Genomic DNA, 11,898 nt, shown 5'->3' on the forward strand with positions numbered 1-11,898 from the left:
CCTTATGACCATGGATATTCAGGTCGCGGAGGGTGACGTCGAGCGTCTCTCCCTTCGCGAGTACTCCGAGAAGGCCTACCTCGACTACTCGATGTACGTCATCCTCGATCGAGCGCTGCCCCATATCGGCGACGGCATGAAGCCGGTGCAGCGGCGCATCGTCTACGCCATGCGCGAACTGGCGCTGGGGGCCAACGCCAAGTACAAGAAGTCGGCGCGCACCGTCGGCGACGTGCTGGGCAAGTTTCACCCCCACGGTGACAGCGCCTGCTACGAGGCCATGGTGCTGATGGCGCAGCCGTTCAGCTACCGCTACCCGCTGGTGGATGGCCAGGGCAACTGGGGCAGCCCGGACGATCCCAAGTCCTTTGCCGCCATGCGCTACACCGAGGCGAGGCTGTCGAAATTCGCCGAAGTGCTGCTCGCCGAGCTCGGCCAGGGCACCGTGGACTGGACCCCCAACTTCGACGGCACCATGAATGAGCCGGTGGTGCTGCCGGCGCGTCTGCCCCACGTTCTGCTCAACGGCGGCACCGGTATCGCCGTGGGCATGGCGACGGATATTCCGCCGCACAACGTGAATGAGGTGGTCGAGGCGACCTGCCACCTGTTGCGCCATCCCGAGGCCACCACGGCGGATCTGGTGACGTATCTGCCGGCACCGGACTTTCCCACCGCGGCGGAGATCATCACGCCCCGCGCCGATCTGCGAAAGCTCTACGAGAGCGGGCGCGGTTCGGTGAAGCTGCGTGCCCGCTATGAGATGGAGGAGGGCAGCATCGTGGTCACCGCGCTGCCTTATCAGGTGAGCGGGTCCAAGATCCTCGAGCAGATCGCTGCCCAGATGCAGGCCAAGAAACTGCCCATGGTGGCCGACCTGCGCGACGAGTCGACCCACGAGGAGCCGACCCGCCTGCTGATCGAGCCGCGCTCCAACCGCGTCGACATCGAGGCGCTGATGGCGCACCTGTTCGCCACCACCGATCTCGAGAAGAACATCCGCGTCAATATCAACGTGATCGGCCTCGACGGTCGGCCGCGGGTGATGCCGCTGCCCGATCTGCTCGGCGAGTGGCTGCGCTTCCGTCGCTCCACCGTGCGCCGGCGGCTGGAGCACCGCCTGGGCAAGGTCGAGGACCGCCTGCACCTTCTCGATGGGCTGCTGATCGCCTACCTCAATATCGACGAGGTGATCCGGATCATCCGTGAGGAGGACGAGCCAAAGCCGGCGCTGATGGCGGCTTTCGGGCTGTCGGAGCGCCAGGCCGAGGCGATCCTCGAGCTGCGCCTGCGCCACCTGGCCAAGCTCGAGGAGATGAAGATCCGCGGTGAGCAGGAGGAGCTCGAGGCCGAGCGCAAGCGCCTCCAGGAGCTGCTCGGTAACGAGGCGGCGCTCACCGACCTGATCGAGGAGGAGCTGCGCACCGCTGCCGAGGCCCATGGCGACGAGCGCCGCTCGCCCATCGTCGAGCGCGAGGAGGCCAGGGCGCTTTCCGAGGTAGAGCTGGTCGGCGCCGATCCGGTCACCGTGGTGCTTTCCGAGAAGGGCTGGATCCGCAGTGCCAAGGGGCACGAGATCGATCCCGCCGGGCTCTCCTACAAGGCCGGGGACCGCTTCCATCTCGCCGCCCGGGGCAAGACCAACCAGCCGCTGGTGCTGCTGGATGACACCGGACGCGCCTATACCCTGCAGGCCCACAACCTGCCCAGCGCCCGCGGCCAGGGCGAGCCTGTCACCAGCCGCGTCAACGTGGTGGCCGGCGCCCACATGGCCGGGTTGATGCTGGCGCCTCCAGCGACCCGCTACCTGCTTGCCTCCGACGGCGGCTACGGCTTTGTGGCACCCCTGGAGGCCCTGGTGGGCAAGAACAAGTCCGGCAAATCGGTGCTCTCGGTGCCCAAGGGCTGCAATGTGCTGCCGCCGAAGGCGGTGCCGGAGGGCGAGGGGGCCCAAGTGGTGGCGGTCTCCAACGAGGGTCGCCTGCTGGTCTTCCCCCTGGAGGACCTGCCGGAGTTGGCCAAGGGCAAGGGCAACAAGATGATCGACATTCCCGGTCCTCGAGCGGCGCGGCGCGAGGAGTTCGTGCGTGACCTGGTCCTGGTGCCGGCCGGTGCCAGCCTGGTGGTCCACGCCGGCAAGCGCCACCTCACCCTCAAGCCCGACGATCTCGCGTATTATTGCAGCGAGCGCGGCCGGCGCGGCAGCAAGCTGCCCCGCGGCCTGCAGAAAGTGGACCGGTTGGAGGTTGCGGGATGACACGACGAGTACTGATCCGGGCTACCGGCGCGGCTCGCCCGGGCCAACTGGCCGGTCTGGGCAAGGCCCTGGCGACGAGCGGCGCGCGCCTGCTGGACATCAACCAGAGCGTGACCTTCGGCATGCTGTCCCTGGAGGCGCTGGTGGGTCTCGACCACGAGGCCGATCTGGAGGGGGCGCTTGGTGCTGCCGGCGATGCCCTGGGGCTCGACGTCCAGGCGATCCAGGTCAGCGCCGAGGACTACCAGCGCTGGAGCAGCCAAGCGAGCCAACCACGGCTTATCCTGACCCTGCTGGCGCCGCATCTGCCGGCCGGCATTCTGGCCGAGGTCGGTGCCCTCACCGCCGGGCATGGCCTGACCGTGGAGCTGATTCACCGCCTTTCCGGGCGCGAGCCGCTGGACGGCGGCGTGCCCCGGGATCACGACAGTATCCAGGGGGCCTGCGTGGAGTGCTGGCTGCGTGGCGAGGAGATCGACCTCGACGCGTTGCGCGAAAAAGCGCTGGCCCTGGGGGCCATGCACGGCGTGGACATCGCCATCCAGGAGGATTCCATCTGGCGCCGGCACAGGCGGCTGGTTTGCTTCGATATGGATTCGACCCTGATCCAGGCCGAGGTAATCGACGAACTCGCGCGCCGACACGGCGTCTACGACGAGGTGGCCGAGGTGACCGAGCGAGCCATGCGCGGGGAGCTCGATTTCCAGCAGAGCTTTCGCGAGCGCATGGCCAAGCTCAAGGGCCTCGATGAGTCTGTGCTGGCCGAGATCGCCGAGTCGCTTCCGCTGATGGATGGCGTGGAGCGGCTGATGGCCCAGCTCAAGCGCCTGGGCTACCGTACGGCTATTCTCTCCGGCGGTTTCACCTACTTCGCCCGCCACCTTCAGCAGATGCTTGGCTTCGACGAGATTCACGCCAACGAACTTCTGATCGAGAATGGCAAAGTCACCGGCGAGGTCAGGGAGCCGATCCTCGATGCCGACCGCAAGGCCGATCTGCTGCGGGAGATCGCCGCGCGTGAGGGTCTCAGCCTGGAGCAGACCATCGCCGTCGGCGACGGGGCCAACGACCTCAAGATGCTGGCGGCGGCCGGGCTCGGTATCGCCTTTCGCGCCAAGCCGCTGGTGCGCGCCCAGGCCAACCACTCGATCTCGACGCTCGGCCTTGATGCTGTGCTCTACCTGATCGGCTATCGCCAGGTGGACCTGGAGGAGCAGGGACCGTGAGCGCTTCCTTCGAGACCTGGCGCGACCGCTTCGAGCGGCTGCGCTCCCACAAGGCCTTCGAGCTCACGGTGATCACCATCATCGTGGTCTCGGCGCTGTTGATTGGTGCCAAGACCTACGAGGAGGAGGTCAGCCGGTTTCAGGCGGCCATGCTGTGGCTCGACGTGGCGGTAACGGTGTTTTTCCTGGTGGAGATCCTGATTCGGATGGCCGCCGAGAAGCGCCTGCGCGACTTCTTCCGCAAGGGCTGGAACATCTTCGATTTCCTGATCGTGACCGCCAGCCTGATTCCCCTGGATGATTCGGAGATGGTGCTGCTGGCCCGACTGCTGCGCATCTTCCGGGTGCTGCGTCTGGTATCGATGATTCCCGAGCTGCGAATGCTGATCGCCGCGCTGTTCAAGTCGATTCCACGCATGGGCTACGTGGTGCTGCTGATGTTCATCATCTTCTACATCTACGGCGCCCTGGGCAGCTTCCTGTTCGCCAGCGTGGACGAGAAGCTGTGGGGCAACATCTCGCTGGCCATGCTGACGCTGTTCCAGGTAGCCACCTTCGAGAGCTGGGCCACGGCGGTGCTCTACCCGACCATGGAGCACTATCCCTATGCCTGGATCTACTTTCTTACCTTCATTTTTCTCAACGCCTTCATCTTCCTGAACATGATGATCGGCATCGTGCTCGATGTGATGCAGAAGGAGAGCCTGGCTATCGAGCTGGAGACCGGGGAGGGCGAGGCCGCCGAGCTGCACGGCCTGCGCGACGACGTGCGTCAGATGCGCGACCAGCTCTCGCGCATGGAGGCGCTGCTGGATCGCCAACGGAGTTAGGCCGGCAGGCGCTGGATGCAGAAGGTTGACAATGGGGCTAAACCTTGATTCTCTAGAGCGATGAATATGACCTCGTACAGCCTCGACCTACGACTACCAGCCCTCGCCTGAATAGCGAGCGGCGATGTTTGTTTGCATCGCCTGGAGTCCGGTCGAAAATGAGGTTGTACCATGTCCACCACCCCTTTCAGCAACGCCATGTATGCCCAGAGAGTCGCTCGCGTCAGCCAAGGTGCTGTCGTCTGTGCGATCATATATGAAGCGAGTCTCGACGCCCCGACTGGCCAGTGCCTGTCGGGGCGTCATCGTTTCTGCACCGCCCACTGATTTCGCCGCACCGTCGCCCAGGGAGAACGCCGCCATGATGCTCGACAACCCCGCCGCCAAGTACCACCCCTTCGTTGCCGTCGACCTGCCAGACCGCCAGTGGCCCAGTCGCCGCATCGAACAGCCGCCCATCTGGACCAGCGTCGACCTGCGCGACGGTAACCAGTCGCTGATTGATCCCATGGACCAGGAGCGCAAGCAGCGCCTGTTCGATCTGCTCGTCAAGATCGGCTTCAAGGAGATCGAGGTGGGCTTCCCCTCGGCCTCCCAGACCGACTTCGACTTCGTACGCTCGCTGATCGACAACGGCAAGATCCCCGATGACGTGACCATCCAGGTGCTGACCCAGGCCCGTGATCACCTGATCGACCGTACCTTCGAGGCGATCAAGGGGGCGAAGAGCGCCATCGTCCACGTCTATAACGCCACCGATCCGATGTTCCGCCGGGTCGTGTTCAACGTCAGCAAGCCCGAATGCATCCAGATCGCCGTGGATGCGACCACCCGTATTCGGCAGCGCATGAGCGAGGCGCCCGAGACGAACTGGACCTTCCAGTACTCGCCGGAGCTGTTCACCACCACCGAGATGGACTTCGCCAAGGAGATCGTCGAGGCGGTGATGGTTGCCTATGGCGCCACCGCCGAGACGCCGATGATCGTCAACCTGCCGGCCACCGTGGAGGTGGCGACGCCCAACAATTACGCCGACCAGGTGGAGTGGTTCTGCCGACACGTGAATGATCGCGAGGCGCTGATCGTCAGCGTGCACCCGCACAACGATCGCGGCACCGGGGTGGCTGCCGCCGAGATGACCCTGATGGCCGGCGCCGACCGGGTGGAGGGCACCCTGTTCGGCAATGGCGAGCGCACCGGCAATGTCGATATCGTCACCCTGGCCATGAACCTCTACACCCAGGGTGTTCACCCGGGGCTCGACTTCTCCAACATCACGCCGATCATGCGCGAGGTGGAGTACTGCAACCAGCTGCCGGTGCATCCGCGTCACCCCTACGTGGGCGACCTGGTGTTCACCGCTTTCTCCGGCTCGCATCAGGACGCCATCAAGAAGGGCATGGCCGATCGCCGCGCCAATCCGGACGCCATCTGGGACGTACCCTACCTGCCCATCGATCCGCTGGACGTGGGCCGCAGCTACGAGGCGGTGATCCGCGTCAATAGCCAGTCGGGCAAGGGGGGTATCTCCTATCTGCTGGAGCAGGAACACGGTATCGAGCTTCCTCGCCGACTCTCCATCGAGTTCAGCCAGGTGGTTCAGGAGGTGGCCGATCGCACGGGCAAGGAGATCACCTCGCAGATGATCTATCAGGCCTTCGCCGATGAGTACCTGGGTCAGACAGTGCCCTATGCGCTGGTCAGCCATCGTCTCTCCTCGGAGCCGGACAGCCCGAAGGTGACCCTGGAGGCGACCATCGAGGAGCGCGGCGAGCGTCGTACCATCCAGGGCGAGGGCAACGGACCGCTGGCGGCCTATATCAAGGCGCTGGGCGGTGCCGGTCACGACGTGGAAATCATCGACTACCATGAGCACTCACGCGGCCAGGGCGCCGACGCCGAGGCGATCGCCTACGTGGAGGTGCGTATCGATGGCAAGGCGGTGTTTGGGGTTGGTACCGACGAGAGCATCACCAGCGCCTCCATGAAGGGCGTGATGAGCGCCATCAATCGCCATCTCTCCACCCAGGCCCCGGCGGCCAACGTGACCGCCGACAGCCTGGCCGTAGCGAAGTAATCCTTGTGGTGTGGCGTCGAGCAGGCGCCACCTGGCTTTAGTCACAGCGGCGTCTTGCTGCCCTCGCCCGGGATCTCCCGAACCAGCTTGGGCACCAGGAACCCAGGCAGCACATCCCGGAGGCCCGCGACCAGCTCGCGGGCCTCGTCGTCCGGCACGTCAAAGTGGGCGGCGCCGGCTACCGGATCAAGCACGTGGAGGTAGTAGGGCAGCACGCCGGCCTCGAAGAGTCGTTCCGAGAGCGCGGTCAAGGTGTCCACGCCGTCGTTGATCCCGCGCAGCAGCACGCTCTGGTTGAGCAGGGTGACGCCGGCGGCCTTGAGCCGTTCGCAGGCGCCGACCACGGCGTCATCGATCTCATTGGCGTGGTTGATATGCAGCACGACCACCTTCTGTAGACGGGTAGCGCCGAGCCACTCGAGCAGGGCGTTATCGACGCGGTCCGGGATGACCACCGGCAGACGGGTGTGGATGCGCAGGCGCTTGAGATGGGGGATCTTCTCCAGGCGCTCGACCAGCCAGGCCAGCTGGCGGTCGCTGGCGGCGAGCGGGTCGCCGCCGGAGAGGATCGCTTCACGGATCGTGGGGTCACCACGCAGGCTGTCCAGGGTTGCTTCCCACTGGGCCCGCGACGGTGAGTTGTCGTCATAGGGAAAGTGGCGGCGAAAACAATAACGACAGTTCACCGCGCAGGTGGGGCTCGTGATCAGCAGCACCCGGCCGGCGTATTTGTGGATCAGCCCTTTCGCGGGAGTATGCATCGCCTCTGCCAGGGGGTCAGTGACATAGCCCGGAGTCGTCAAGGCCTCCTCGCCAAGCGGCATCACCTGGCGCAGCAAGGGGTCGGACGGATCGTTCGGGCGCATGCGGGACAGGAAGGCCTCAGGCACCCGGACCTCGAAGAGAGCGTGACCTGCCTCGGCGCCAGGCCGCCAGGCCTCGTTCAGCCCCAGGCGTCGGCAGAGTTCGGCCGGGTCGCGGATGGCTCCGGCCAACTGCGCCTGCCAGGCGGGTGGCGTTACCAGTGGTTTGGCCTCGTCGTGACGCTGCAAAAAGGCGGGGCTTCGGGTTATCATGCGGCACCAGTCAATGCGGGCGGGGCGGGTTCCCGGAACCCTGGCCTCGTCGAATGTCGTTTCCCAGTGCGCCCCCGGGTTCCGTGGGGCGCGCTTGAACATGAGTGAGATAAGATGGCGAACTATTCTACCAATGAATTCAAGGGCGGTCTGAAGGTGATGCTGGACGGCGATCCCTGCGCGATCGTCGAGAATGAATTCGTCAAGCCGGGCAAGGGTCAGGCGTTCAATCGCGTCAAGCTGCGTAACCTGATCACCGGCCGGGTCTGGGAGCGCACCTTCAAGTCCGGCGAATCCCTGGAAGGTGCCGACGTCATGGATCTGGACATGGAGTACCTCTACTCCGACGGCGAGATGTGGCACTTCATGAAGACCGACGGTTCCTTCGAGCAGTACGCCGTCGAGAAGAAGGCCCTGGGCGACACCGTCAAGTGGCTCAAGGAGCAAGTGGCCTACACCGTGACACTGTGGAACGACAACGCCATCAGCGTGACCCCGCCCAACTTCATCGAACTGGAAGTGGTCGAGACCGATCCGGGCCTCAAGGGCGACACCGCTCAGGGCGGCTCCAAGCCGGCGACGCTCTCCTCCGGTGCCGTGGTCCGCGTGCCGCTGTTCATCAACCAGGGCGAGGTGCTGAAGGTCGACACGCGCTCCGGAGATTACGTTTCCCGCGCCTGATGGCTACCGACTGGCGACCCACGGCGTCGCTCGAGACTTTGCGCGAGCGGGCGCGGCTGCTCGCCGAGGTGCGGGCCTTTTTCGCTTCACGCTCTGTGCTTGAGGTGGAGACCCCGGTGCTGGGCCACGGCGGCAGTACCGATCTGCACCTGGCCTCTCTGGGCGTCCAGGCCACGACCCCTGCCGGCCGAGAGCGGCTGTGGCTGCAGACCTCGCCGGAATTCGCCATGAAGCGGCTGCTTGCCGAAGGCTCCGGGCCGATCTTCCAGCTGGCGCGCTGCTTTCGCGATGGCGAGGTGGGGCGGCGCCACAATCTCGAGTTCACCCTGCTGGAGTGGTATCGCCCCGGGTTTTCCCTGGATGAGCTGATCGAGGAGACGGTCGCCCTGGTGCGCCGGGTGCTGGGTCGAGAACTGGGGGATGAGGCCGGGCCGTTGCGGCGCCGCCGCTACCGGGAGCTGTTCCGCGAATACCTGGCCATCGACCCCTTCAGCATCGAGCTCGCCGCGCTTCGGCGGCTGGCTGGGGAGCGGGGAGGGCTTACGATGTCTGACGCTTCCCGCGACGACTGCCTCGATCTATTGATCAGCCTTGCGATCGAGCCCCATCTCGGCTTAGGGGGTATCGACGTGGTGGTTGACTACCCGGCCAGTCAGGCGGCCCTGGCGCGGCGCCACCGGGATCCGGAGGACGGAAAATGGGTAGCCTCGCGCTTCGAGCTCTATCTGGACGGGCTGGAGCTGGCCAACGGCTATGACGAGTTGACCGATGCCGACGAGCAGGCAGCACGGTTCAATGATGACAACCTCGCCCGCCGGGCAGCAGGGCTGCCCGAGGTGGATGTCGATGTCCGCCTGCTGGCGGCCCTGGCGCACGGCATGCCCGCGGGCAGCGGGGTGGCGCTGGGCATCGACCGGCTGATCCAGCTGGTGCTGGGCAAGTCGAGCGTGGCGGAGGTGATGGCCTTCGCCACGCCGCGCTGCTAGACGCTGCCGAGCGTCTGCCCCATCTGCACCTTGGCGCCGGGCTCGATGGCGTCGGCGAAACTGACCGGCTCACTGAACGCCATCACCACCGTGGAGCCAAGCTTGAAGCGGCCCATCTCCTCACCCTTCTCGAGCCTTACCGGCGTGTCGAAGCGGATGCGCTGCACGCCGCCTCTGGGCAGCGGGGTGATCTGACCGGCCCATACTGTCTCGATGGCGGCGACGATCATTGCCCCTACCAGCACCACGGCCATGGGGCCGTGCTCGGTGTCGAAGTGGCAGATCAGGCGCTCGTTGCGGGCGAACAGGTTGGGCACATGCTCGGTGGTGGCGGCGTTTACCGAGAAGAGCCTGCCGGGGACATAGACCATTTCCGTCAGGGTGCCGCTGACCGGCATATGCACCCGGTGGTAGTCGCTCGGGGAGAGATAGACCGTGGCGAAACTGCCGCCCAGAAAGCGCCTGGCTGCCTCGCCGTCTCCGCCGAGCAGCTCCATGGCCGAGAAACGGTGCCCCTTGGCCTGCAGCAGCTGGCCGGCCTCGATGGGGCCAAACTGCGAAAGGGTGCCATCGGCGGGGCTGACCATCCCCTCGCCGATGGGCCGGGCGCCTTCTTCCAACTCGCGAGTGAAGAAGTCGTTGAAGGTGGCGTAGGCCGTCGGGTCGGGCTCGGCCGCCTCATCCATGTCCACCCGGAATTGGCGGATAAAGGCCTGCACCAGGGCGTTCTTCAGCCAGGGGGTGCGGCACTCGGCCAATCCCCCCACCAGCCGTGAGAGCAGGTGGTGGGGCAGCGGATACTGGATGAGAGCAAAGAGTCGGGAGAGTAACAAGGGCGTTCCTGTGTCTGTTGTTGGATGCTATTTCTCGACCGGGGTATCGTCGCGGTTGCCCCACTCCTTCCAGGAGCCGGCGTAGCCGCGGATCTTGTCGAAGCCCAACGCGCGGCCCACCAGCCAGGTGAAACCGCTGCGGTGGTGGCTCTGGCAGTGGGTGGCGACCTCCATTTCCGGGGTCAGGCCCAGTGCCTCGAGTTCGGTGATCAGCTCGGCGTAATCGCGAATGCGCAGGCCGCGCTCCGGGTCCATGACCCGGGTCCACTCCATATTCACCGCGCCGGGGATATGGCCCAGGCGCTTGTTCTCGCCCTTCTCGCCGCGGTACTCCTCGGGGGAGCGGGCATCCCATACCGCGAAGCCCTTATCGTCCAGGCGCTCCGTGAGCTCGGCGAGGTCGATGGCGGCTTCGGGGTGGAGGATTTCCGCCTCGTACTCGCTGGGCGTCGGGTCGGTGGCTTCGGTGGAAACCTCAAGACCGTCCTGGCGCCAGGCGTGGATGCCGCCATTGAGGTAGGAGTAGCGGGTGTGGCCGATCAGTTCCAGCGTCCACAGCAGCCGTCCGGCCCAGCCGCCGCCCTCATCGTCATAGGCCACCACGTGGGTGTCGCGAGTCAGGCCAAGTTCGCTGAACAGCGTGGAGAGCTGCTCCACGGTAGGTGCCAGGCAGGGCACCTCGCCAGAGCCACGCATCAGCCTGCCCTTGTCGAGGAAGAGGGCGCCAGGCACGTGGCCCTCGGTGTAGCTCTCGGCCTTGAGGGGCACATCGATGATCATCAGCGATGGCTCGTCGAGATGCTCGGCAAGGGTTTCTGGCTCGATGATCAGCGGCAGCAGATTGGCTTCGGAACTCATGGGGGCTCTCCTATCCTATTCCAGCGAGTCGAGGATTCGGCGGTAGCTGGCGAAGCGTTCAGGGTGAATGTCGCCGCGCTCCAGTGCTTCCAGCAGCGCGCAGCCGGGCTCCTGGCGGTGGCGGCAGTCGCGGAAGCGGCAGTGGCCGAGCAGATCACGGAACTCGATGAACCCTTCGGCGACCTGCTGCTCATTGAGGTGTCCGAGGCCGAACTCGCGGATGCCCGGTGAGTCGATCAGCTCGGCCGCTTCGGCACTCGGCAGCGTGTAGAGGCGCGCGGTGGTCGTGGTGTGAGTACCCTTGCGACTGTCCTTGGACAGCGCGCCGATGCGCAGTTCCTCGTCAGGTAGCAGGCGGTCGATCAGCGATGACTTGCCCACGCCGCTCTGGCCCACGAACACGGAGGTGTTGCCGGCCAGCCGAGCGTGCAGGGCGTCGAGGCCGTTCTCGCGCTCGGTGGTGGTGGCCACCACCGGATAGCCCAGCGCCTCATAGCGATGCAGCAGCGCCATCAGCGCACCGCCATCTTCCGGCAGCAGATCGATCTTGTTGAGCACCAGGGCCGGGGCGATGCCGGTGGCTTCGGCGGCTACCAGATAGCGGTCGATCAGATTGGGGTGAGGCTCGGGTTCCACGGCAAACACGATCAGAATCTGGTCGATATTGGCCGCCACCGGCTTTAGCTGGCTGCGGGCGTCGGGGCGTTCCAGTACGCTTGTGCGCTCACCGCGGGCCACCACTACGCCTTCCACGATGGCGCCTTCGGCGTCCTGGCGGCCGCGCCAGATCACCCTGTCGCCGGTTACCAGGCCCTCGAGATTGGCGCGCATATGGCAGCGAACCGGTTCATCGTCGCCCTCGGCGCGTACATCCAGGGTGCGTCCGAAGTGGGCAACGACCCGTCCCGGCTGCTCGGGACCATATTCGCCGGCGGCCAGTTTCTCGCCGTCCTTGTCGTCGAGTCGCGTGGCTCTGGAGGCCCGTTCGGCCTGGATCTTTTCGATGCGCCAGCGCTGCTGGCGGTTCAACTTGCGTTTGGTCATGGCGTCCCGAAGCTCGTTACAATGGCGTGT

At 65.6% G+C, this 11,898-nt stretch carries 10 protein-coding genes; 6 read left to right on the forward strand and 4 right to left on the reverse strand.

Annotated elements, in window-relative coordinates; all coding sequences use genetic code 11:
* Positions 1 to 4 precede the first annotated feature (4 nt).
* The 4 genes from parC (at position 5) to leuA (ending at position 6,390) form a co-directional block, all read left to right on the forward strand.
* Positions 5 to 2,257, forward strand: coding sequence for a DNA topoisomerase IV subunit A (gene parC / locus ACFODV_RS11485; RefSeq protein ID WP_379759337.1), 2,253 nt, complete (start codon positions 5 to 7; stop codon positions 2,255 to 2,257).
* Complete coding sequence (gene serB / locus ACFODV_RS11490; RefSeq protein ID WP_379759340.1) at positions 2,254 to 3,483, forward strand: phosphoserine phosphatase SerB; 1,230 nt, start codon at positions 2,254 to 2,256, stop codon at positions 3,481 to 3,483. The genes parC and serB overlap by 4 nt, the downstream gene beginning before the upstream one ends.
* Complete coding sequence (locus tag ACFODV_RS11495; protein WP_379759343.1) at positions 3,480 to 4,313, forward strand: ion transporter; 834 nt, start codon at positions 3,480 to 3,482, stop codon at positions 4,311 to 4,313. Before serB ends, ACFODV_RS11495 begins: the two co-directional genes overlap by 4 nt.
* Positions 4,314 to 4,674: 361 nt before the next feature.
* Positions 4,675 to 6,390 (forward strand): 2-isopropylmalate synthase, encoded by a 1,716-nt coding sequence (leuA, locus tag ACFODV_RS11500; protein ID WP_379759346.1) that lies wholly within the window; start codon positions 4,675 to 4,677, stop codon positions 6,388 to 6,390.
* A gap of 41 nt (positions 6,391 to 6,431) precedes the next feature.
* Here leuA and epmB read toward each other — a convergent pair whose 3' ends face one another.
* Complete coding sequence (epmB, locus tag ACFODV_RS11505) at positions 6,432 to 7,466, reverse strand: EF-P beta-lysylation protein EpmB (RefSeq protein ID WP_379759349.1); 1,035 nt, start codon at positions 7,464 to 7,466, stop codon at positions 6,432 to 6,434.
* Positions 7,467 to 7,580: 114 nt separating this feature from the next.
* Between epmB and efp the strand changes: the two genes are divergently transcribed.
* The gene (gene efp, locus ACFODV_RS11510) at positions 7,581 to 8,147 is read left to right on the forward strand and encodes an elongation factor P (RefSeq protein WP_290789136.1); all 567 of its coding nucleotides are present in this window, start codon (positions 7,581 to 7,583) and stop codon (positions 8,145 to 8,147) included.
* Positions 8,147 to 9,133 carry an EF-P lysine aminoacylase EpmA gene (gene epmA, locus ACFODV_RS11515; RefSeq protein ID WP_379759353.1) on the forward strand — a complete coding sequence of 329 codons (987 nt, stop codon included), beginning with the start codon at positions 8,147 to 8,149 and terminating at the stop codon, positions 9,131 to 9,133. The genes efp and epmA overlap by 1 nt, the downstream gene beginning before the upstream one ends.
* Here epmA and asd read toward each other — a convergent pair.
* From asd to rsgA, 3 genes are read right to left on the reverse strand one after another with little or no spacing between them, the layout of a single operon-like run.
* The gene (gene asd, locus ACFODV_RS11520; RefSeq protein ID WP_379759356.1) at positions 9,130 to 9,966 is read right to left on the reverse strand and encodes an archaetidylserine decarboxylase; all 837 of its coding nucleotides are present in this window, start codon (positions 9,964 to 9,966) and stop codon (positions 9,130 to 9,132) included. The genes epmA and asd overlap by 4 nt on opposite strands.
* A gap of 27 nt (positions 9,967 to 9,993) precedes the next feature.
* A complete protein-coding gene (locus tag ACFODV_RS11525) occupies positions 9,994 to 10,824 on the reverse strand; it encodes a sulfurtransferase (RefSeq protein ID WP_379759359.1) in 831 nt (276 codons plus the stop codon).
* Between the two features lie 15 nt (positions 10,825 to 10,839).
* The gene (gene rsgA / locus ACFODV_RS11530; RefSeq protein WP_379759362.1) at positions 10,840 to 11,868 is read right to left on the reverse strand and encodes a small ribosomal subunit biogenesis GTPase RsgA; all 1,029 of its coding nucleotides are present in this window, start codon (positions 11,866 to 11,868) and stop codon (positions 10,840 to 10,842) included.
* Between the last annotated feature and the right edge of the window lie 30 nt (positions 11,869 to 11,898).

Origin of the sequence: Halomonas tibetensis (assembly GCF_042643535.1) — a bacterium.
Taxonomy (GTDB): domain Bacteria; phylum Pseudomonadota; class Gammaproteobacteria; order Pseudomonadales; family Halomonadaceae; genus Halomonas; species Halomonas tibetensis.

Bases quoted from the DNA above. Each gene is read 5' to 3' on its own strand.
- parC (WP_379759337.1), top strand. From the start codon at position 5: ATGACCATGGATATTCAGGTCGCGGAGGGTGACGTCGAGCGTCTCTCC.
- serB (WP_379759340.1), top strand. From the start codon at position 2,254: ATGACACGACGAGTACTGATCCGGGCTACCGGCGCGGCTCGCCCGGGC.
- leuA (WP_379759346.1), top strand. From the start codon at position 4,675: ATGATGCTCGACAACCCCGCCGCCAAGTACCACCCCTTCGTTGCCGTC.
- epmB (WP_379759349.1), bottom strand. From the start codon at position 7,466: ATGATAACCCGAAGCCCCGCCTTTTTGCAGCGTCACGACGAGGCCAAA.
- efp (WP_290789136.1), top strand. From the start codon at position 7,581: ATGGCGAACTATTCTACCAATGAATTCAAGGGCGGTCTGAAGGTGATG.
- epmA (WP_379759353.1), top strand. From the start codon at position 8,147: ATGGCTACCGACTGGCGACCCACGGCGTCGCTCGAGACTTTGCGCGAG.
- ACFODV_RS11525 (WP_379759359.1), bottom strand. From the start codon at position 10,824: ATGAGTTCCGAAGCCAATCTGCTGCCGCTGATCATCGAGCCAGAAACC.
- rsgA (WP_379759362.1), bottom strand. From the start codon at position 11,868: ATGACCAAACGCAAGTTGAACCGCCAGCAGCGCTGGCGCATCGAAAAG.